Annotated in this window: 23 protein-coding genes; 21 read left to right on the top strand and 2 right to left on the bottom strand. The window is 26.8% G+C overall.

Annotated elements, in window-relative coordinates:
* The first annotated feature begins 7 nt into the window (after window positions 1-7).
* The 3 genes from O212_RS0113600 to O212_RS0113610 all read left to right on the top strand — a co-directional run bounded on the left by O212_RS0113600 (window position 8) and on the right by O212_RS0113610 (window position 4,479).
* A complete protein-coding gene (locus O212_RS0113600) occupies window positions 8-613 on the top strand; it encodes a hypothetical protein (RefSeq protein WP_024615647.1) in 606 nt (201 codons plus the stop codon).
* A 635-nt stretch (window positions 614-1,248) separates the two neighbouring features.
* A complete protein-coding gene (locus O212_RS0113605; RefSeq protein WP_024615648.1) occupies window positions 1,249-2,796 on the top strand; it encodes a nitrite/sulfite reductase in 1,548 nt (515 codons plus the stop codon).
* 222 nt (window positions 2,797-3,018) lie between these two features.
* Window positions 3,019-4,479: an NADP-dependent glyceraldehyde-3-phosphate dehydrogenase gene (locus O212_RS0113610; protein WP_024615649.1), complete on the top strand. Its 1,461-nt coding sequence runs from the start codon at window positions 3,019-3,021 to the stop codon at window positions 4,477-4,479.
* A gap of 32 nt (window positions 4,480-4,511) precedes the next feature.
* Here O212_RS0113610 and O212_RS0113615 read toward each other — a convergent pair whose 3' ends face one another.
* Together O212_RS0113615 and O212_RS0113620 are read right to left on the bottom strand one after the other, a co-directional pair.
* A complete protein-coding gene (locus O212_RS0113615) occupies window positions 4,512-5,132 on the bottom strand; it encodes a cell wall hydrolase (RefSeq protein ID WP_024615650.1) in 621 nt (206 codons plus the stop codon).
* A 62-nt stretch (window positions 5,133-5,194) separates the two neighbouring features.
* On the bottom strand, window positions 5,195-6,199 hold the full coding sequence (locus O212_RS0113620; protein WP_024615651.1) for a hypothetical protein: 1,005 nt from the start codon (window positions 6,197-6,199) through the stop codon (window positions 5,195-5,197).
* Between the two features lie 166 nt (window positions 6,200-6,365).
* Here O212_RS0113620 and cdaA point away from each other — a divergent pair, with 166 nt between their 5' ends.
* The 18 genes from cdaA (at window position 6,366) to flgL (ending at window position 21,020) form a co-directional block, all read left to right on the top strand.
* Window positions 6,366-7,220, top strand: a complete 855-nt coding sequence (cdaA, locus tag O212_RS0113625; RefSeq protein ID WP_024615652.1) for a diadenylate cyclase CdaA — start codon at window positions 6,366-6,368, stop codon at window positions 7,218-7,220.
* Complete coding sequence (locus tag O212_RS0113630; protein ID WP_024615653.1) at window positions 7,190-8,494, top strand: CdaR family protein; 1,305 nt, start codon at window positions 7,190-7,192, stop codon at window positions 8,492-8,494. Before cdaA ends, O212_RS0113630 begins: the two co-directional genes overlap by 31 nt.
* Before the next feature lie 11 nt (window positions 8,495-8,505).
* The gene (locus tag O212_RS0113635; RefSeq protein WP_024615654.1) at window positions 8,506-10,104 is read left to right on the top strand and encodes an FAD-dependent protein; all 1,599 of its coding nucleotides are present in this window, start codon (window positions 8,506-8,508) and stop codon (window positions 10,102-10,104) included.
* Between the two features lie 192 nt (window positions 10,105-10,296).
* Entirely contained in the window at window positions 10,297-11,205 is a 909-nt protein-coding gene (gene ptb, locus O212_RS0113640) for a phosphate butyryltransferase (RefSeq protein ID WP_024615655.1), read from the top strand.
* Between the two features lie 23 nt (window positions 11,206-11,228).
* Complete coding sequence (buk, locus tag O212_RS0113645) at window positions 11,229-12,296, top strand: butyrate kinase (protein WP_024615656.1); 1,068 nt, start codon at window positions 11,229-11,231, stop codon at window positions 12,294-12,296.
* Between the two features lie 134 nt (window positions 12,297-12,430).
* On the top strand, window positions 12,431-13,129 hold the full coding sequence (locus O212_RS0113650; protein ID WP_242829578.1) for a lytic transglycosylase domain-containing protein: 699 nt from the start codon (window positions 12,431-12,433) through the stop codon (window positions 13,127-13,129).
* On the top strand, window positions 13,119-13,541 hold the full coding sequence (locus O212_RS0113655) for a YaaR family protein (protein WP_024615658.1): 423 nt from the start codon (window positions 13,119-13,121) through the stop codon (window positions 13,539-13,541). Before O212_RS0113650 ends, O212_RS0113655 begins: the two co-directional genes overlap by 11 nt.
* Before the next feature lie 11 nt (window positions 13,542-13,552).
* Entirely contained in the window at window positions 13,553-13,873 is a 321-nt protein-coding gene (locus tag O212_RS0113660; protein ID WP_024615659.1) for a FliM/FliN family flagellar motor C-terminal domain-containing protein, read from the top strand.
* 117 nt (window positions 13,874-13,990) lie between these two features.
* On the top strand, window positions 13,991-14,260 hold the full coding sequence (flgM, locus tag O212_RS0113665; protein WP_029699411.1) for a flagellar biosynthesis anti-sigma factor FlgM: 270 nt from the start codon (window positions 13,991-13,993) through the stop codon (window positions 14,258-14,260).
* Between the two features lie 5 nt (window positions 14,261-14,265).
* The gene (locus O212_RS0113670) at window positions 14,266-14,673 is read left to right on the top strand and encodes a flagellar protein FlgN (protein WP_024615660.1); all 408 of its coding nucleotides are present in this window, start codon (window positions 14,266-14,268) and stop codon (window positions 14,671-14,673) included.
* A gap of 9 nt (window positions 14,674-14,682) precedes the next feature.
* Window positions 14,683-15,993 (top strand): flagellar hook-associated protein FlgK, encoded by a 1,311-nt coding sequence (gene flgK / locus O212_RS0113675; protein ID WP_024615661.1) that lies wholly within the window; start codon window positions 14,683-14,685, stop codon window positions 15,991-15,993.
* Between the two features lie 11 nt (window positions 15,994-16,004).
* The gene (locus O212_RS0113680) at window positions 16,005-16,919 is read left to right on the top strand and encodes a flagellin (RefSeq protein WP_024615662.1); all 915 of its coding nucleotides are present in this window, start codon (window positions 16,005-16,007) and stop codon (window positions 16,917-16,919) included.
* Between the two features lie 10 nt (window positions 16,920-16,929).
* Window positions 16,930-17,304 (top strand): flagellar assembly protein FliW, encoded by a 375-nt coding sequence (locus O212_RS0113685; RefSeq protein ID WP_024615663.1) that lies wholly within the window; start codon window positions 16,930-16,932, stop codon window positions 17,302-17,304.
* A gap of 1 nt (window position 17,305) precedes the next feature.
* Entirely contained in the window at window positions 17,306-17,518 is a 213-nt protein-coding gene (gene csrA / locus O212_RS0113690) for a carbon storage regulator CsrA (protein ID WP_024615664.1), read from the top strand.
* Between the two features lie 10 nt (window positions 17,519-17,528).
* A complete protein-coding gene (gene fliS / locus O212_RS0113695) occupies window positions 17,529-17,915 on the top strand; it encodes a flagellar export chaperone FliS (RefSeq protein WP_024615665.1) in 387 nt (128 codons plus the stop codon).
* Window positions 17,916-17,930: 15 nt separating this feature from the next.
* The gene (gene fliD, locus O212_RS0113700) at window positions 17,931-19,421 is read left to right on the top strand and encodes a flagellar filament capping protein FliD (protein ID WP_024615666.1); all 1,491 of its coding nucleotides are present in this window, start codon (window positions 17,931-17,933) and stop codon (window positions 19,419-19,421) included.
* Between the two features lie 14 nt (window positions 19,422-19,435).
* Complete coding sequence (locus O212_RS0113705; protein WP_024615667.1) at window positions 19,436-19,759, top strand: flagellar protein FliT; 324 nt, start codon at window positions 19,436-19,438, stop codon at window positions 19,757-19,759.
* A 103-nt stretch (window positions 19,760-19,862) separates the two neighbouring features.
* The gene (flgL, locus tag O212_RS0113710) at window positions 19,863-21,020 is read left to right on the top strand and encodes a flagellar hook-associated protein FlgL (RefSeq protein ID WP_024615668.1); all 1,158 of its coding nucleotides are present in this window, start codon (window positions 19,863-19,865) and stop codon (window positions 21,018-21,020) included.
* Window positions 21,021-21,111 lie beyond the last annotated feature (91 nt).

The raw sequence follows: 21,111 nt of genomic DNA on the forward strand, positions 1-21,111 counted from the left end.
GAGCGGTATGAGGATAAATAAAATAAGTGAAATTTGGGTTATATGGGTATTGGGTGTTTTAATTATATTTAGTGGGTATTTTACGAATAAAAATTTTAGTTTTATATGTATTGGTATATTGATTTTAGATTTAATAATTAGAACCTTAAGAGGAACAGTTATTAGAAATAGAAGGATAAAATATAGTAATGAAGTGGTAGGTGAATTTAGTATTAATAAAGACTCATTTATTAAGTATTTATCTTTAATAATTATTATTATATGTTTAGTATTTATAGGAGAAATTCCAGAAAAAAGTTTTACTATAAGTGAGTATTTTTTAGAGAATATAGGTATATTAGGAGTTTTGTATTTAATAATTTATTCGATTTTAGAAAATATATTTTTAAAGAATAACAATGTTATATTGACTAATGAAGGAATAATTTTTCCAACTGGAACTTTTTTTAAGTATTCTAATATAAAAACTGTAGAAGTAATACCATATATTGAAATGCATAGAGTGAATATTAAGGCAAAGGGAGCTTTTGGATATTTGGAATTTCGTATACCAAATGAAAGTTTAAATGGGGTTAAAAAGATTAAAGAATTTTCTTTATCTAATTTTAAATAATATAAAATTTCACTGAAATAGTGTAAATATGTACTTTAATTGAGGGTTAAACTTTTAACTAAAAAAGAGATATTTACACTTTTTTATATTAGCGAATATTAAGTTTTATAAAGAATAAATTTACACAAATTTATCCACATACAGTTAGTATAAAATCCTAATTATTAAGACTTTATGTGGATATATTTAATAAATAACTTAAGATTTATAAAAGTAGTGGTTGGTATAAAGTATAAAATAATTAAAAATATTATAGAGATAGAAATTTGAATTTATAAGTTAAAAGATAAAATAGAAGTTTTAAACTATATATAACCTTATGAAAATTTTATATTTAGTTATATAAGAAAAATAAATTTAAGTTAAATTATATAATTATTTTCATTGTATTCATTATAATATTAATATTTTTAAGTATATTATTATAAAAGAAGAAATTTTATAATTTAATTGTTATAAGGAAAGTAAAGCTTTAAATAGACAATAATCTTTTTATATTTTTAATCAATATATTGTTTTATAGGTTGTTACTTATAATAATCATAAAAAATATCTTTTTTACATGCCAAAATAAAGGGAGTAAAATCAATACTAGAGTTTAAAAATTGAAAAAACAATATTAGAGGTGAAGTAAAGTGAATAGATTAAATGAGATATTAAGAGAAGAAATCATTCAGTTTAGAGAAAATGGACATAAGTTCTTAAATAAAGAACTTAATGTAGCACAATTTAAGGGATTATCAGGCGGAATGGGTGCATATGCTCATAGAGGTGGTAAGGAGTTTATGATAAGATTAAAAACTCCTTCAGGTAGAGCATCAAAAGAAGATTTAGCAAAAATATATGAATGGGCAAGTAGATATAATTTAGAATGGGTGCACCCAACAACAAGACAAGCGGTTCAATTACATGGTTTAGGAATAGATGATGTGTGTGACATAATGGAAGAAGCATTAGATTATGGAATATATACAAGAGGTTCAGGTGGAAACTTCCCAAGAAACGTTGCTATATCACCTCTTTCAGGTGTTGAAAAGGGAGAAGTATTTGATGTAACTCCTTATGCAGAAGCATTAAATAAACATATAATGCAAAATGTTTATACATATAAATTACCAAGAAAAATAAAAGTTGCTATGTCAACAAATACTCAAGATGCACCACATGTAACTGCTACAGATTTAGGGTTCTTAGCAGTAAATAAAGATGGAGAAAAGTTTTTTAAAGTTTATTTAGCAGGTGGACTTGGTAGAAATCCAAGACTTTCAATTGAATATGATGAACTTATAAAGCCAGAAGATGTTATATATCATTTTGAAGCAATGAAAAATTTATTTATTGCTGAAGGAGATTATGCAAATAAAAATAAAGCTCGTATAAGATATATTGCAGAAAGAATGGGCGATGAAGAATTTATTAAGTGTTATAAAAAGCATTTAGAAGAAGTTAAATCACAAGATTTAAAAATAGATGTAAAAGAAATAGAAATAAATAAAAAAGGTTCAAAGACAGAAGCTAAAGATGCTAGAATTATAGAACAAAAGCAAGATGGACTTTATAGTGTTTATTTCCATCCATTTGGCGGAATATTAAAAATGGAAGATTTAAAAGCTATAATAGATGCAACAAAAGATATGGAAGCTGTAGATTTTAGATTCACAATGGAAGAAGGTCTTTTCATAAGAAATCTTAATGGAAAAGAAGCTGAAATCTTATTAGAACTTACTAAAGGTAAGGGTGGAGAACTTAAAATAATGCAATCTGTATCATGTATTGGAGTTCCAGTATGCCAAATGGGATTAAGAAACAGTCAAGCATTATTGAAAAATATATTAGATAAATTTGCAGAAGAAAAAGTTTATAAAGATTTATTACCTTTAGTTAATATATCAGGATGTCAAAATTCATGTGGTGTACATGAAATTGGAAGCATAGGATTTACAGGAAAAACAAAGAGAGTTGATGATGCTCCAAGAAATTGCTTTGAATTACATGTTAATGGTAGTTTTGAAGTAGGAAGTACAAGACTTGGAGAAGTTTATGGAGATATTTTAGAAGAAGAAATTCCAAACTTCTTATATGATTTATATTTAGAACTTGAAAAAACTAATAGTGAATTTAATTCATGGTATAAGGATAATAAAGAAGAATTCAAAAAAGTTGTAGACAAATATTTAGTTTAATAAATGTTATAAAAGGCAGACAAATAGTCTGCCTTATTTTTATATAACTATTTTTTTATATAAAAATAGTTATATAAAAACTTCATATAGAAATAATAAATAATAGATTAAAAAACTTTTAATTCTTATCTTTTTAATAAGAATTAAGTAGAAAAACTTTTAATTTTATAATATAATTAATAACAAATATTAATAGAAATAAATTATTAATGGAGGTGTATTATGTTCATACAAGAAATAGACGGTAAAAAAGTTTATGCTAATTTAAAAAATGGTAAATGGGAAATTGAAAATAAAGATAAATTAATAGAAATAAAGTCACCAATAAATGATGAAACTGTAGGGTATGTTGAAGCTATGAGTAAGGATGCTGTAGATGAGGCAATAAGTATAGCTAAAAAAACACAACAAAGTATTTGGAGAGATGTTCCAACAAATCAAAAATCAAGGTTGCTTCATAATGTAGCTGATCTTTTAGAAGAAAGAATTGAAGAAATGGCAGATATCATGGTTCTTGAAATAGGTAAAGACAGAAAGAGTTGTATGTCAGAAATAAAAAGAACAGCAGATTTAATAAGATTTACTGCAGATACTGCTGAAAATATAAAGGGTGAATCAATTCCTGGAGATTCATTCCCAGGATTTAAAAATGATAAAATTTCAATAGTTACAAGGGAACCATTAGGAGTTGTTCTTGCTATATCACCATTTAATTATCCTGTAAATTTAGCTGCATCAAAAATTGCACCAGCACTTATGGCTGGGAATACAGTTGTATTTAAGCCTGCAACTCAAGGAAGTATTTGTGGATTATATTTAGCAAAAGCTTTTAATGAATCAGGAATACCAAGTGGAGTATTAAATACAATAACAGGTAAAGGTAGTGAAATTGGTGATTATGTTGTAACACATAAAGATATTGATTTTGTAAACTTTACTGGAAGTAGTGAAGTTGGTAGAAGAATATCAAAAATTACTGAAATGAAGCCACTTTTAATGGAACTTGGTGGTAAAGATGCTGCAATAGTATTAGAAGATGCTGATTTAGATTTAGCGGCAAAGAATATTGTTGCAGGAGCTTTTTCTTATTCAGGTCAAAGATGTACTGCTGTTAAGAGAGTTCTAGTTATGGAAAATGTAGCAGATGAATTATCTAAAAAAGTATTAGAGCAAATGAGAGGATTAACAGTTGGTAATCCATTAGAAGGAGATTTTATTGTTGGACCTTTAATAAGTTCTAAAGCGTGTGATTTCGTAGAAGGATTAATTGAAGATGCTAAAAATAAAGGTGCTAATCTTTTATTAGGTGGAGATAGAAAAGGTAATATTATAATGCCAACATTATTTGATAATGTAACAACTGATATGAGAATTGCTTGGGAGGAACCATTTGGTCCAGTACTTCCTATAATTAGAGTTAAAAATGAAGATGAGGCAATAAAAATTGCAAATGAATCAGAATATGGACTTCAATCATCTGTATTTACAAAAGATATAAATAAAGCATTTTATGTTGCAAATAGATTAGAAGTGGGTACAGTTCAAGTGAATAATAAAACAGAAAGAGGTCCTGATCATTTCCCATTCTTAGGAGTAAAATCATCAGGTATGGGAACACAAGGAGTTCAATATTCAATTGAGGCTATGTCTAGACCAAAAGCTACAGTAATAAACTTAAAATAAAAATAAAGAGATTCCTATAAAGGAACCTCTTTTTATTTTTTGAAAAATGTATGATTACCTATTGTTTTACTATCCTTTTTTGATGTTTCTTTCATCCATGAGCAAGTTGCTATTGAAGGATTATAAAAGAATAAAGCTTCGTTAGTTGGATCTTTACCTTTTATAGCTTCGTAAACTGCATCATAGCATGCTTTAGTAGGATTAGCTTCTAACTTCCCATTTGTAACGCATGAAAATGCATTCTTTTGAAATATTACACCACTTATTGTATTTGGGAATTTAGGGTTCATAACTCTGTTTAAAACAACAGATGCCACCGCAACTTGACCCTCAAATGGTTCTCCACGACTTTCGCAATAAACTAGCTTAGCCATTAAGTCAATGTCTGTTTTGGATATAGCTAATTGAGTACCATTTTGGTTAAAAACTTCTATATTATTGTTTGAATTTTTTTTATTATCTTTAGCATTTGTTTTGCTTGCATCTTTAGCTTTTAAATTTTTAGAAGTATCCTTATTAGTATTACTTGCGGCTAAGTCTAATTTTTCATCTTGTAATGATATATAATCGAATAAATTAATTACGGAAGCGTGTGCTTCTACGGATGATATCATCATTAAGGAAAATAATATAAGACTTATAAACTTTTTCATAAATAACCTCCTTTTACAAGCCAGTCGAATAATATTATTGCCTGAAAAAAGAGGTTTTATACTTAATTTCTTTTAAATAAATCTAAATTTTGAGTAAAAGTATCAAAAGAAGTTATAAATTTATTGTAATTGTTAAAACATTCATCATAACTAGATAAAGGTAGTTTATTAGTTTCTTTTAAATCTTTATATAACATGGTTTCTAATGAGGAATAATAAGTATCATAATATTTAACTGTTTCCTTTAATAAATCATGTATTTTAATAGCCTCTTCAGGAATGCTTAATGTATACAAATCATTTTTAATATTCTCAAAAATTAATTTTTTATTCTCCAAGTCTTCTATTAAAACATATAAACTTCTGTTGTTGTTTTTTATATCTTCTAATGCAGGTTTTAAATCTTCTTTTATTTCAAGAAACTTATTTAAAGTTTTTTCTACAGCTAAAACATAATCAGAATTTTTTTCTTTAGTAATATCTTTCATTATGTTAATTTTAATCATAGTATTAAAATAAGAAGTTGATTTATCAAAAAATTCAAGTGAATCTTCAGATATTACTTTATTTATTCTAAAGTTAGATAATTTTAAGTTATTATCTTTGAATTCATCTAATTTTGATTTATACTGTGATAATTTATCATTTAATTTATTGTTAGATGGATTCATAAATATAGAAAGACTTTGTTCACATACTGATATATTTAAATTTAATGTAGTAAGTAATTGCTCTTTAGCTAAATTTACTTCATTTGGGACATCAATTGTTTCAAGTGGTATTTTTATATTATTTAAGTTAACTATTGCTAAAGAAAGAGAGCTTTTTGCAGAGTCTGTATTTATTCCTGACTCTTGTACTGATTTTTTAAAAGTATCATTTATTGATGAAATTTCTTTTGAAAATTTATTAAGCTTTCCAATACTTCTGCTAGAAGGAGTCATTTTGGTTATAATAAGCAATATAAGTGGTGTTAACATAATTATTAAAAAAATTATTACAAGTTTCTTTTTGGTTTTGATGTATTCTAGTAATTTTTTGAAGGTTAAAACTTCATTATTTTCCATTTAGATACCTCCTTTTCATAATCTAAATAAAGTAATCTTTAAATTATATTAGGAAAGGTTTTAAATTATTATTAAAAATACAAAAAAGTAAAAGACTTGTTATATTAAGCTTTATATATTTGGTGTATAATTTATAAAAGATACAAGAAAAAAAGGGGTGAAACTGATGCAAGATTTTTTTGTTGGAGCAATGAATTCAATAAGACATATGTCGATTTGGTCTGTAGTTGATATATTAGTTGTTTCATATATCTTTTATAAAGGCTATATGTTAATAAAGGAAACTAGGGCTGAACAATTATTAAAAGGTATAATTTTAATAATAGCATTAATTCCAATAAGCTATATTTTAAGATTAGATATGCTATATTTCATATTAAATAAAACTTTAACTATAGGAGTTCTTTCAGTTGTTATTATATTCCAACCTGAAATAAGGCGTGCTCTTGAACATTTAGGTAGAAGTGCATTTGATGAAACACATAATATTAGGGACGTTCAAGAAAGAGAAAAAATAGTAGATGAAATTGTAACGGCAGTACAAGATTTAGCTGAGACAAAAACAGGAGCATTAATAGCAATAGAACAAGGAACTGGTCTTGGAGAGGTTTTAGCCTCAGGAACAATTATAGATGCTATTGTAAGTTCAGCACTTTTAGAAAATATATTTGTTGTCAATACACCTCTTCATGATGGTGCAACAATTATTAGACAAGATAGAATATATGCTTCAGGATGTGTTCTTCCACTTACAAATAATAATTCTATAAATAAAAAATTAGGTACTAGACATAGAGCTGGAATTGGTCTTTCAGAAAATTCCGATGCTTTAGTAATAATAGTTTCAGAAGAAACTGGAACAATTTCTCTTGCTTTAAGCGGAAGATTAACAAGAAATTATAATAAGGAAAAATTAAAAACAACATTATTAGCTATAATGGAAAATAACGAGAATAGAAAAGTAAAATCAGCTGGTGAGAGGGTGAAAACATGGATAAAAAGGATAAAAGACAAAAAATAATAGTAAAACTAGTATGTGTTTTACTATCCTTTGGTCTATGGATATATGTAACGAATATCCAAAGTTCTATACGTACTTACACATTGAAAGATGTGCCAGTTAGACTACTTAATACAAAATCTTTAAATCAATTTAATTTAGCAATATCACCAGGACAAGATTTTACTGTAGACCTTAAAATAGAGGGAGATTCAAAATATATATATTCAGTAACTAAAGGAGAATTTTCATTAGTTGCAGATATGGGAGAATATGCTTTAAAAACAGGGGTTAATAATATACCTGTTCAAGTAGTAAATTCACCAAGTCAAGTTAATATACAAAATGATAGTAATCTTATAGTATCAGTTAAGTTGGAAAAGTTAGTTAGTAAAGAATTTAATACAGTATCGAATGTAAATGTAACTTATGCAAATGGAGTTTATAAAAAAGAAGAAAGCTTTACATCAGAAAAGGTTCAAGTTTCAGGACCAGAAAGTTCAGTTAATAAAGTAGAGAGAGTAGCATTAGTTGGGCAATTAAATAATGTAAATGGAAACATAACAAAACAATTTCCACTTGAGGCATTAGATTCAAATGGAGAGGTAGTTCAAGGTGTTATATTAAGCAAAAGTACAGGAAGTATTAGTGTTGCTGTAAATAACGGGAAATCTATAAATATAGAACCAACTGTTACTGGAAATTTACCAAGTGGATATACATTATCTAAAGTAATATCAGATATAACAGCGGTTCAGGTAGTAGGTAATCAAAATATAATATCTAATTTAAAATCATTGAAAACAGAGCCCATAGATTTATCAGGTATAACAGAAACAACAGAAAAAAAGGTTAAAATAATTTTACCAGATGGTGTTAAATTAGCTACTGGTGATGGATATACAAATGTAAAAATAGAAGTTTCTAAAGACGAGGGGAAAAAAGATGAGTCTGAAAAAAATATAACAAAAAATTTTGATGTTAATATTAAATATACAGGCTTAAATGATAAATTAGATATTTCAAATAATACTCCTACAATTAATATTACTGTAAGTGGTAAGCAAGGTGATGTAGATAGTTTAACTAGTGGGGATTTTACTGGTATATTTGATTTAAGCTCTTATAGTAAAGCAGGTACTTTTGAAAAGGAGCCTAATGTAAAGTTAAATAAAAATGTTAATGTTACTATACAAAATATAGGTAAGGTTAAATTTACATTAAAGGAAAAGGATACAACAACTTCAACTGATAACAATAAAAACAATGAAGATAATAGTAAAAAAACAACTTAGGAGAAAATGGTATGGCAATAAGAATTAATGGAGTTGCTTTAAATATAGATGAAGATAAATCATTATTAAAAAATAAAGTAGCTAAAAAATTAAAAATAAAAGAAACTGAAATAAAAGAATTAAAAATAATAAAAGAAAGCTTAGATGCTAGAAAAAAGGATAATATAAAGTTTAATTATTGTGTTGATATAAAGTGCAATAATGAGAAGAAGATAGTTAATAAAATTAAAAATAATAATATAAAAATTGAAGAAGACATAAAAGAAGAAGTTTTTATATATGGTGATAAGAAACTAAATTCAAGACCTATTGTAATTGGTCTTGGACCAGCAGGCTTATATGCAGCATTAACTCTTGCAAAGCATGGATATAATCCAATAATATTTGAAAGAGGAGAAGATGTTGATAGTAGAACAAAAACTGTTGAGGAGTTTTGGGAAAATAGAAAGCTTAATATAAATTCAAATGTGCAATTTGGAGAAGGTGGTGCAGGTGCCTTTTCAGATGGAAAGCTTACAACTAGAATAAAAGATAAAAGGTGTTCATTTGTTTTAGAGGAGCTTGTTAAAAATGGAGCTCCAGAAGAAATTACTTATATGGCAAAACCTCACGTTGGAACTGATATATTAAAGACAGTTGTTAAAAATATAAGAGAAGAAATAAAAGCATTAGGTGGAGAAGTTTATTTTAATTCAAAATTAGAAAATATAAATATAGAAGACGGAAAAATAAAAAGTATTATTGTAAACGGAAAAGAAGTTGATTGTGAATGCTTAGTTTTAGCAATAGGACATAGTTCAAGAGATACATATGAAATGCTTCATGAAAGTGGAGTTAAAATGGAACAAAAAGCTTTTGCAATAGGTGTTAGAATAGAGCATCCACAAGAAGTTATAAATGAAAGTCAATATGGAGAATATGCAAATCATCCAAAGCTAAAGGCGGCAGAATATAGACTAGCATATCAAAGTGAAGAACAAAATAGAGGTGTTTATTCTTTCTGTATGTGTCCAGGAGGAGTAGTAGTTGGAGCTGCATCAGAAGAAGGAAGATTAGTTTCAAATGGAATGAGTTATCATGCTAGAGATTTAGATAATGCAAACTCAGCACTTGTTGTGACCGTTGGACCTGAAGATTTTGAAGGAAATCATCCACTTGCAGGTATGGAATTTCAAAGATATTATGAAAGTCTTGCATTTAAAGTTGGTGGAGAAAATTATAATGCTCCAGTACAATTGGTTGGAGATTTTTTAAATGACAGAGTATCAACTAAGATTGGAAGTGTTATTCCAAGTTATAAGCCAGGATATGTTTTTAAAGATTTAAGAGAATGTCTACCTTCATATGTAGTTGATACAATAAAAGAAGGAATACATGTATTTGGAAAAAGAATAAAAGGCTATGATATGGATGATGCTGTATTAACAGCAATAGAAACAAGAACATCAGCACCAGTTAGAATGCCAAGAAATGAAAAGCTTGAAAGTATAACTGTTAGTGGTTTATATCCTACAGGAGAAGGTGCAGGATTTGCAGGTGGAATAGTATCTGCAGCCGTTGATGGAATAAAAGTAGCTGAAAGAATAATGGAAGAATATTTTATAAAATAAAATCAAAAAAAAGTAGTTTTTTAAGCTACTTTTTTTTCAACTAAATTTTCTGACAATTTAACTTTTGAAGTAATTATCTGATACAATGTAAATATAATTTGTTATAAAATTAACGATAAAAATTCCCGCGAATAGTATGAAAAGTACATTAAATCAATGATTTTAAAATATAAAAGGTAAGAGGTGCGTTAAATGAGTAAGAATTTTGAAGATTTATTATCAAAGGTTAAAGAAGTTGAACCAAAAAAAGTAGCTGTAGCTGTAGCGCAAGATGAACCAGTATTAGAAGCAGTAAAGTCAGCTAAAGATCAAGGAATAGCAGATGCTATATTAGTTGGAGATAAGCATGAAATCAAAAAAATAGCTGATAAAATAGGAATGGATTTATCAGGATATGAAATAGTACATGAAAAAGATACTAGAAAAGCAGCTTTATTTGCAGTACAACTAGTGTCAAGCGGAAAAGCTGATATGGTTATGAAAGGATTAGTAGATACTGCTACATTCTTAAGAAGTGTATTAAATAAAGAGGTTGGATTAAGAACTGGAAAGCTTATGTCACACGTTGCAGTATTTGAAATCGAAGGAATAGAAAGATTAATATACTTAACAGATGCAGCTTTCAACACATATCCAGATTTAAAAGCTAAAAAGCAAATAATAGATAATGCAGTTTCAGTAGCTCATGCTTGTGGATTAAAAATGCCAAAAGTAGCACCAGTTTGTGCTGTTGAAGTAGTAAATCCAGATATGCCAGCAACATTAGATGCTTCATTATTATCAAAAATGAACGATAGAGGACAAATAAAAGGTTGTATAGTTGACGGACCTTTAGCACTTGATAATGCATTATCAGAAGAAGCAGCTCATCATAAAGGTATAACAGGACCAGTAGCTGGAAAGGCTGATATAATAATGCTTCCAAATATAGAAACAGCTAATGTTATGTATAAGTGTTTAACATATACTTCTAACTCAAGAAATGGTGGTTTGTTAGTTGGAACATCAGCACCAGTTATATTAACTTCAAGAGCAGACTCATTCGAAACAAAAGTTAATTCAATAGCTTTAGCAGCTTTAGTTGCAGAATCATTAAAGTAGAATTTATTGGGAGGTAATAAGAGATGGCATATAAATTATTAATTATAAATCCAGGATCAACTTCAACTAAAATTGGGGTTTATGAAGATGAAAGAGAAATATTAGAAGAAACTTTAAGACATTCATCAGATGAAATAGCAAAATATGCTACAATATTTGATCAATTAGGTTTTAGAAAAGATGTTATATTAAATGTATTAAAAGAAAAGAACTTTGATATAAATACATTAGATGCTGTAGTTGGTAGAGGTGGAATGCTTAAACCAATCCCAGGTGGTACTTATAAAGTTACAGATGAATTAGCAGAAGACTTAAAAATTGGAGTTCAAGGACCACATGCTTCAAACTTAGGTGGAATATTAGCAAGAGAAATCGGTGGAGAATTAAATGTACCATCATTTATAGTTGATCCAGTTGTTGTAGATGAATTAGATGATGTAGCAAGAATTTCAGGGGTACCAGAATTACCAAGAAGAAGTAAATTCCATGCATTAAACCAAAAAGCAGTAGCAAAGAGATTCGGAAAAGAAAGCGGAAAAGGATACGAAAACTTAAACTTAATAGTTGTACACATGGGTGGTGGAGTATCAGTTGGAGCTCATAAACATGGTAAAGTTGTTGATGTAAATAACGCATTAGATGGAGATGGTCCATTTTCACCAGAAAGAGCTGGAGGAGTTCCATCAGGAGATCTTATAAAGATGTGTTTCAGCGGAAAATATACTGAAAAAGAAGTTTATACTAAATTAGTAGGTAAAGGTGGATGCGTTGCTTATCTTGATACAAATGATTTTAGAGATGTTAGAGATGCAGCTCTTAAAGGTGATAAAGAATCTAAATTAATATATGATGCATTTATATATCAAGTAGCTAAAGAAATAGGAGCAATGGCAACTGTTTTAGAAGGAAAAGTAGATAAAATAATTTTAACTGGTGGTATAGCTTACTCAGAAGAAGTTGTAAGAGATATAAGTAAAAGGGTAGATTGGATTTCAGAAGTTAAAGCATATCCAGGAGAAGATGAGTTATTAGCTTTAGCTCAAGGTGCTATAAGAGTATTAAGCGGTGAAGAAGAAGCTAAAGTTTATTAATGAAAATATAAATATAAGAATTTTAAAGAAAGTGTTTTAATAACACTTTCTTTTTTTATGTAATTTATTTAAAGGTATTAAGTTATTTAAATAAATTCCGTATAATAAAATTATAAAGGCTTTGAGGTGATATAGTGATAAATAGAATTAATAGTATGGATTTAAGTGGTATAAATACTTTAAGTGGACTAGAAAATTTTGATAGTGGCTCAAAAAGTGGGATTTTTGAAACTGTTATGATAAGTTTATTAAGTGCTATAAGTGATAAGAATAAAACTGTTACTAATCCAAAGGATATGGTTTCTATAGATGATATAATGGAATCTTTAAATAAATATAAGTTAAACGATATGGACTTTAAAAATAATAATTTTGATAAAAAAGTAAATTTAGATGATATTAATATTAGTAATTTAAGTAAAAAAGATAGAATAAAAAATGCTATAAATAATTGTGGAGAAAAATATGGCGTAGATAAAAATTTAATTAAGGCAATAATTAAAGTAGAGTCTGATTTTAATCCCAATACTGTTTCATGGGCAGGGGCAAAAGGTCTTATGCAACTTATGCCTGAAAATTGTGTGAGCTTTGGTGTAACTGACCCCTTTAATATTGAACAAAATGTAGATGGTGGAGTAAGACATATTAAAGAATATATAAATAGGTATAATGGAGATGTTAAAATGGCATTGATTGCTTATAATGGAGGCCCGACTAGGATGATTAATAGAGGAGTTAAGTCTATAGATGATTTATATAAAATGCCTAAAGAAACTCAAAATTATGTTTCAAAAGTAATGAATTATTATAAAGGATTGAATAATGAAGATTAATGGTATAAGCACAAAGAAAACTATAAGCATTAAAGAAAAATCTAGTACAATGAAAAATGATTTTTCAGATAGTTTTATGAAATCATATAAGTCTTCAAGTAAAGAAGAACTTGAAAATTATATAAAAGAAATTAAGAAAAAAGGTACTAGATTAGTAGTTAGTAAAAATTATGCTGATGTAAAAAGTTATAAAAATACAATAAAAAAATATTTAGAGGCGATTGTTCAATATACATATACTCTTAATAAAAATATTGGTTTTTTTGAAAATACATATTATTCAACAGTTGAGACTATAAATGAAAAATTAGAATCATTAACTGCAAAAGTATTAAAAGAAGAAAAGGAAAATTTGGATATAAGTTCAACAATAGATAATATACAAGGTCTTTTGGTCGATTTATATAGATAAAGGAGAAAATTATGATTGAAGAAAAAAAGGAAGATTTATATGAGGTAGAATTTGATACTTTAAAACAAAAGGAAGTAGAAAATTTTGAAGATAAAACAATTTTGTTAAATTCTAAATTAGATGTAAGTGTAACAATAGGTAGTAGTCAAAAAAGTATAAAGGAAATATTATCTCTTAAAGAAGGAGATGTAATAGAGCTTGAAAAAACTATTGATGAAGATTTAGATATTAATGTTAATGATGAAATGATAGCTAATGGAGAGAGTATTAAATTAGGAAATAAAATTAGTGTAAAATTAAGCTCTTTGAAAAAGAATAAATTAAAGATATAGGTGTAGAAAAAATATAATCTACACCTATTATTTTGTGATAAATACGAAAAAGGCTAAATTATTTATTAAACTAGCCGATAATTATTAATATATGAAATAAAAAGTTGGGGGCATAATATGAAGATAGATTCTATTAGAACTAATAATATGATAAATGTATATAAACAGCAAAAACGTTATGAAAATGTAAATGTAACAAAAAAAGAAATAAAAGATAAAGTAGAAATATCTGATGCTGCTAAACATTTAAATAAAATAAAAAATGATAATGAAAATGTTAATTTAGATAAGATTAATGAAATAAAAAATAGAATAAATAATGGAACTTATAATGTTGATAGCAAGAAGTTAGCTAAAAAAATTATTGAAATTATAAAAGGAGAATAATTTAAATGGATTCTGGTTTAAAAATAATAATTTTTGAAGAAAAAAAGATTTTACAAGAATTAATGGAATTATTGGACAAGCAGTATAATTTAATCTTATCTAATGAAGTATTAGAATTAGATAAATTAAATGAGGATATAGAATTAATAGGCAAAAAGTTGGCAACTATTGAAATCAAGAGAAGAGATATAGTTAAAGACAATAATTTCAAAGAACTAATTGAAAATAGCAATGATAAGCATATTGAAGATGTTTATGAGGAAATTAAGAGTCTACTTAGAAATATAGAGTTACAGAAAGATACTAATCATATTCTTATAAAACAAAGATTATTTTTTACAAATAAAATGATAAATGTTATAAAGCCTTCAAAAAATATAGGTACATATAATTCATATGGAAATGTAAGATAGGAGATTATTATGTCAGGTTTATTAGGAACTTTACAAACAGCAAAATCAGGAATGGCTGCAAGTCAAATAGCAATACAAACAACATCACATAATATAGATAATTTAAATACACCAGGATACTCAAGACAAAGAGTGGAACAGGCAGCTAGTAGACCTTATACTTCAATTGGTTATAACAGTCATAATGGACCAGGTCAAATTGGAACAGGTGTAACTATTAATGATGTAACAAGAATAAGAAATACTTTTTATGATTTTCAATTTAGAAGCGAAAGTCATGTATATGGAGAAGTAAAGGTAAAGAATGAGTATTACAGAAATATGGAGAATATTTTTGATGAGCCATCAAAAAATTCTATATCAGCATCTATTAATGATTTTTTTAATGCTTTAAATGAATTATCTAAAGATCCAAATAGTGATGGAGCAAAAAATGTAGTAATAGAAAAGGCAAAGTTTTTAAGTAACAATATTAATAGTGTTAATTCTAAACTTGAAATATTACAGGAACAATTAAATTCTCAGACAAATAATATTGTATCAGATATAAATAACAAAATTTCATCAATAAAAGAATTAGATAAGAATATAAAGTTAATTCAAGGGGCAGGAAAATCACCTAATGATTTATTAGATCAAAGAGATAATCTTATGGATGATTTAAGCTTTAAAATAAATGTTAATGATGACTTAGTAAAAGCAGTATTTGATGTTGAAGGAAAGGATTCTAACGTTCAAGATGCCGATTTAAATGCCTTAAAAGCTAAAATAGGAGAAAAAAGCTTAGGTGGTGAATTAGGCGGAACTAAATTTATGAATGATGAAATAGAAAAATATAAAAATAAATTAAAAACATTGGCTAATACTATAATTACTAATATAAATAATGTATATAAAGGTTCAGATAAATCAAAATTAGATATATTTGTAACAGGAAGTAATGGCAAACTTATTGATGTAAATTCTAATATTTCAGAAGATGTAACTAAATTAGAAATGACATCTAATAAAGCTTTAGAATTACATAGTTTACAAAATAATAAAGTAGATATAGATGGAAAAAATATTACGGTAGGTAGCTACTATAATAGTACTATTCAAGAATTAGGACAATCTTCACAAAGGGCAATAAAAGAAGAAATTAATAATAGTAAGCTTTTAGCTAGTATAGATAAATCTAGGATGAGTGTTTCAGGTGTTTCTATGGATGAAGAAATATTAAATTTAGTTCAGCTGCAACATGCTTACAATGCAAGTGCTAAGGTAATTTCAACTATAGACTCATTACTAAATGTAGTGATAAATGGATTAATTAAGTAGGGGGATAATATATGAGAATAACAAATAACAGTATTATGAGCAGTTATTTAAGGGATGTTCAAAATAATCTTCAAAATATGGATAGAATAAACGAAAAATTAAATACGGAAAGACAGGTTAATAAAATATCTGATGATCCATTTAAAACAGTGAAAATACTTAATATACAAAATGAGATACAAAACAATGAAAAATATAATTATAACTGTGATGAAATTACAGGATGGCTTGATATTACAGATGAATCTTTAGATAGGATAGCTAATTTAAGTAGCGATATTAAAACTAAGTTGACATCTATAAGTGGAGCTTTTGGAAAAAATGAAATAGCAGCTGTTAGAGCAGAGGTTAATGAAAAGATTAAACAAATAGGAGAAAATTTAAATACAACTTATGCTGGAAAATATATTTTTGGGGGACAACTTACAGATTCTAAACCTATAAATACAAATATAGATGAAAATGGTATTGTTTCATTATCAATAGAAAATAAAGATGATGATAAATTGAATAAGAAGCTAACAAGTGCAATTTCTAGTGGTCTTAATATAAATTATAACCTTACAGTTAATGATATAACTGGAGGAGAAGAAGGTTTAAAATTATTTAAAGATTTAAGTGCAGCTTTAAATGGAGACTCAGTAGATATTGATAAAATAGGTAAACTATCTACAAAAATAGATAATTATATGAATGATATATTAAATAATAGATCAATTGTTGGAGCTAGAACTAATACAATTGATAAAGTAAAGGATACTAATGATCAAAATATTTTATCTATGAAAGAAAGTTTATCAAATATGCAGGATGTAAATTTCACAAAGGAATTTATGCATTTAAAAGAGGCACAAATGGCATATACAGCAAGTTTACAAGTTGGAGCTAAATTAATTCAAGGTACTCTACTAGATTATTTAAGATAGGAGATATTTTATGAAGGTAGTATTTAAAAAAGGAATACCAGGATTTGAAAATATTAATGAATTTAAAATTAAAGATTTAGAAAATAATAAATTTAAAATAATAGAATCATTAGATAATGAAATAAGTTTTGCAACAGTTAATCCTTTTGAAATTTATAATGAGTATGAAATTGATTTAAATGATGAAACCATTAAAGAATTACAAATAGAAGATCCTAAGGATGTTATGCTTTTAACTATTATAACTTTAGGAAAAACTTTAGAAAGTAGCACTATTAACTTAAAAGCACCATTAGTTATTAATGTTAAAAGTAAACTTGGTAAACAATTTATAATACAAGGGGATAAATACAATACTAAGCATCCTTTAGTTAGGAGAAATTAATATGTTAGTAGTTACAAGAAAAAAAGATGAATCTATATTAATTGGTGATGATATAGAAATTAAAATAACCAAAATAGAAGATGGAAGTGTAAAAATAGCTATTGAAGCACCAAAAGATGTAACAATTCTTAGAAAAGAAGTATACGAAAGAGTAAAGGAAGAAAATAAAAAAGCTGTTAGTAGTAATTTAAATTTATTAAAAGATCTAAAATAGGAGGACTAAAATGTATAGCGGTAGTAATAATCCATATAATGCATATAAAAATAATACTATAAATATGGCTTCTAAAGATCAACTTCTTTTGATGTTAGTTGATGGAGCAGTTAAATATACAAAAATAGCAAAACTTGCTATTGAAAAGAAAGATATAGAAAAAGCTCATAAGGAGTTAGTTAGAGTACAAGATATATTTACAGAACTTATGTCAACTTTAGATAGAAGCTTAGGAGAAGATTTTGAAAATCTTTTTAATTTATATGATTTTATAAAAAGTAAATTAGCAGAAGCTAATATTAAAAAAAATATTCAAATAATAGATGAAGTGCTACCTCTTATTGAAGAGGTTAGAAATACTTGGTATGAAGTAAGTAAAAAAGCAAAAGGCTTATAAAAAGGAGGGAGAAATATGTCCTCAATAAATTCAAATACTAATTCAGTCAATAATACAAATAGAATAACTGGTATGGCAACAGGTATGGATATTGATCAAATGGTTAAGGGTATGGTTTCAAGGGATCAGGCTAAAGTTAATAGCGTAGAACAAAAACAAAAAATAAATGAATGGAAACAAGAAAAGTATAGAGATGTCATTAAAAGCGTTAAAGGATTATATGACAAATATTTTTCAATAGGATCTAAGGATTCAATAATGGCTAGTAAAGTATATAGTTCAAATACTATAAATAGTTCTAATAGTTCAATAATAAGTGCAACTGCTGGTTTAGGAGCTACTAATATTAATTATAATATGAGGGTAGATAAAATAGCTAAGTCCGCAGAGTTACAAAGTTCTAAGGTTAACTTAACTAAAGATACTAAAATATCCGATTTAGGACTTGCTGATACTAAGATAAAAATAAATGATGTGGATATTGATTTAAAAGATGCAAAAAATATTAGTGATGTAATAAATACAATTAATAATAAATTTCCTAAAAATGATGTACAAGCTTCCTTTAGTGAAATGACTGGAAAATTTACTATAAAAACTAGCAAAACAGGAGTATCTTCAGAACTTAAATTTGAAGGAGATTTATTTGAAAAATTAGAGTTAAAAAATGAAGACAAATTAGTTGGAAACAGTGGAACTGTAAATGGAAGCAATAGCATTATAAAAGTTTTTGATGTAGAAGGCAAAGATATAAGAACTATAGAAAATGAAAGCAATACTTTTACTATAGATAATATTACATATAGTGTAAATGGGGTAAGTAAAGAGAATATTTCAATAACTTCAAAAACTGATACCTCAAGTGCAGTAGAAAAAATGAAAGACTTTGTTGAAGAATATAACAAAGTTATTGATAACATATATGATTTAGTAACAGAAAAGAAAAATAGAGATTATAAGCCTCTTACACAAGAACAAAGAGATGATATGAAGGAAGAACAAATTAAAAAATGGGAAGATAAAGCAAAAAAAGGTATCCTAAGAAATGATAAAGAAATGAGACAATTCATGGATGGAATTAGGTCTTCAATATCTGGAGTTATAGAAAGCACTGGATTCACATTAAGTGATATTGGAATAAAACCAAATGATGATTATAATAAGCAAGGACAATTAATTCTTGATGAAGATAAATTTAAAGAGGCATTAGAGAAAAATGGAGAAAATGTATTTAAAACTGCAACAGAAGCTTTTTCTAAAATTAAAGATATTACTTATAATTATGCTGGAAGTTCTTCAGGGTTGTTTTTAAAGAAAGCTGGAATGAATAATTCTTCTACAGAAGTAAATAATCTTTATTCTAATGAAATAAGAAAACAGGAAATTTATATAAAAGAGTTAAAGAATAAGATGCAACAAAAGGAAGATAAGCTTTATAAAAAGTTTGCACTTTTAGAATCAAATATGAGTAAGATTAATGCACAGTTAAGTTATCTTATGAAATAATAGAGGTTTTAAATATGATAAATTTATATAAAAATATTTCTTTGGACATAATAGATATTTTAAATGAAGATGATATAGATAATGAAAAATTAGAGTATAACATAGAGAAAAGACAAAAGATTATTGATAGTTTAAATAGTGATAGTTTAAAATATTTTAAAAATCATTATAAAAATTCTGAAATAATAGAATTAGATAATAAAATAAAGAGTTTATTAGAAGAAAAAATTATAGAAGTTAGAAAAGAATTAAATTTATATAGAGTTAAAAAAAGTGTGAATGCTGTTTATGTAAATATGAATAAAAATAATTTGAATATTTTTTCAAAAAAAGTGTAAAGCAAAAAATATATTTGCCGATATATATAATATAAGGTTAATTAATCTTATAACAAAAGACAAGGATGTCGACAAATTTTAAATACTAAGGAGAGTAAAAAATATGAGAATTAACACAAATATGAATGCTATGACAGCATTAAACGCAATGAGCAAAAATACAGCTTTAGCTGGAACATCAATGGGAAAAATATCTTCAGGATTAAGAATTAACAAAGCTGGAGATGACGCAGCAGGACTTGCAATATCAGAAAAAATGAGAAGCCAAATTAGAGGATTAGATCAAGCATCAAGAAATACTCAAGATGGTGTATCAATGATTCAAACAGCAGAAGGTGCAACAGAAGAAATCGGAAACATAGCTCAAAGAATGAGACAACTTGCAGTTCAATCATCTAATGAAACAAATTCAGGTTCAGATAGAGCAAAGATTGCAGAAGAGTTAACTCAATTACATAAGGAAATTGATAGAATTGCAGATTCAACTCAATTTAATGGTAAGAACTTATTAAATGGAGAAACAAAAATTGGAGAAAAAACAACATATACTGCACAATCAGGATATTCTATAACAGGATTAGATGTAACTGGAGTTGCAGCTGGAGATATTAAAATGACAACTGCAGATAGTTCTGGTAACACAAGTATCACTGTTAAAGTAGGAACAGCAACTTATACAGGAACAGGCACTGGCGGAACAGGTAAATTACAAGCTGGAACATATGAATTAACTGATAGTACTACTGGTAAGAAAATGACATTAAAATTAGATACAGCTGAAACAAAAGCTGAAACTGATAAGAAAGTTGGAGCTACAACATTAACTAATGTTAATGGAGAAGAAGTTAATTTACAAATTGGAGCTAATGCAGGAGAACAACAAGAATTAAAAGTTAAAATTGATAATTTAGGAACAACAGCATTAGGAATAGATAAAGATGCTATAGATTCAATGAAAGCAGAGGGAGCAGCTGGAACAACTGCAGCAAAAACAATGATAACTACTTTAGATAATGCTTTAGAAAAAATAAATACTTCAAGAGCTAACTTTGGAGCAGTACAAAACAGATTAGAAAGTGCTCAATCAAACTTAAGCACTTCAAGTGAAAACTTAACTGCAGCTGAATCAAGAATAAGAGACGTTGATGTGGCTAAAGAAATGATGACATTATCAAAATACAACTTATTAACACAAGCATCACAAGCTATGGCAGCTCAAGCTAAAAGTCAACCAGAAGGAATAATGCAATTATTAAGATAGATAAGTAGATATTTAAAAGGATAAAGCTTTTAGCTTTATCCTTTATTATATAAATATTTTTATATTGTTATTAATTCATTTTTTACTTTAA

Source organism: Clostridium sp. Ade.TY (assembly GCF_000498355.1).
GTDB lineage: Bacteria > Bacillota > Clostridia > Clostridiales > Clostridiaceae > Clostridium.

Excerpts from the sequence above, each read along its gene's own strand:
- O212_RS0113600 (WP_024615647.1), top strand. The coding sequence starts at position 8 with ATGAGGATAAATAAAATAAGTGAAATTTGGGTTATATGGGTATTGGGT.
- O212_RS0113610 (WP_024615649.1), top strand. The coding sequence starts at position 3,019 with ATGTTCATACAAGAAATAGACGGTAAAAAAGTTTATGCTAATTTAAAA.
- O212_RS0113615 (WP_024615650.1), bottom strand. The coding sequence starts at position 5,132 with ATGAAAAAGTTTATAAGTCTTATATTATTTTCCTTAATGATGATATCA.
- O212_RS0113620 (WP_024615651.1), bottom strand. The coding sequence starts at position 6,199 with ATGGAAAATAATGAAGTTTTAACCTTCAAAAAATTACTAGAATACATC.
- cdaA (WP_024615652.1), top strand. The coding sequence starts at position 6,366 with ATGCAAGATTTTTTTGTTGGAGCAATGAATTCAATAAGACATATGTCG.
- O212_RS0113630 (WP_024615653.1), top strand. The coding sequence starts at position 7,190 with ATGGATAAAAAGGATAAAAGACAAAAAATAATAGTAAAACTAGTATGT.
- O212_RS0113635 (WP_024615654.1), top strand. The coding sequence starts at position 8,506 with ATGGCAATAAGAATTAATGGAGTTGCTTTAAATATAGATGAAGATAAA.
- ptb (WP_024615655.1), top strand. The coding sequence starts at position 10,297 with ATGAGTAAGAATTTTGAAGATTTATTATCAAAGGTTAAAGAAGTTGAA.
- buk (WP_024615656.1), top strand. The coding sequence starts at position 11,229 with ATGGCATATAAATTATTAATTATAAATCCAGGATCAACTTCAACTAAA.
- O212_RS0113655 (WP_024615658.1), top strand. The coding sequence starts at position 13,119 with ATGAAGATTAATGGTATAAGCACAAAGAAAACTATAAGCATTAAAGAA.
- O212_RS0113660 (WP_024615659.1), top strand. The coding sequence starts at position 13,553 with ATGATTGAAGAAAAAAAGGAAGATTTATATGAGGTAGAATTTGATACT.
- flgM (WP_029699411.1), top strand. The coding sequence starts at position 13,991 with ATGAAGATAGATTCTATTAGAACTAATAATATGATAAATGTATATAAA.
- O212_RS0113670 (WP_024615660.1), top strand. The coding sequence starts at position 14,266 with ATGGATTCTGGTTTAAAAATAATAATTTTTGAAGAAAAAAAGATTTTA.
- flgK (WP_024615661.1), top strand. The coding sequence starts at position 14,683 with ATGTCAGGTTTATTAGGAACTTTACAAACAGCAAAATCAGGAATGGCT.
- O212_RS0113680 (WP_024615662.1), top strand. The coding sequence starts at position 16,005 with ATGAGAATAACAAATAACAGTATTATGAGCAGTTATTTAAGGGATGTT.
- O212_RS0113685 (WP_024615663.1), top strand. The coding sequence starts at position 16,930 with ATGAAGGTAGTATTTAAAAAAGGAATACCAGGATTTGAAAATATTAAT.
- csrA (WP_024615664.1), top strand. The coding sequence starts at position 17,306 with ATGTTAGTAGTTACAAGAAAAAAAGATGAATCTATATTAATTGGTGAT.
- fliS (WP_024615665.1), top strand. The coding sequence starts at position 17,529 with ATGTATAGCGGTAGTAATAATCCATATAATGCATATAAAAATAATACT.
- fliD (WP_024615666.1), top strand. The coding sequence starts at position 17,931 with ATGTCCTCAATAAATTCAAATACTAATTCAGTCAATAATACAAATAGA.
- O212_RS0113705 (WP_024615667.1), top strand. The coding sequence starts at position 19,436 with ATGATAAATTTATATAAAAATATTTCTTTGGACATAATAGATATTTTA.
- flgL (WP_024615668.1), top strand. The coding sequence starts at position 19,863 with ATGAGAATTAACACAAATATGAATGCTATGACAGCATTAAACGCAATG.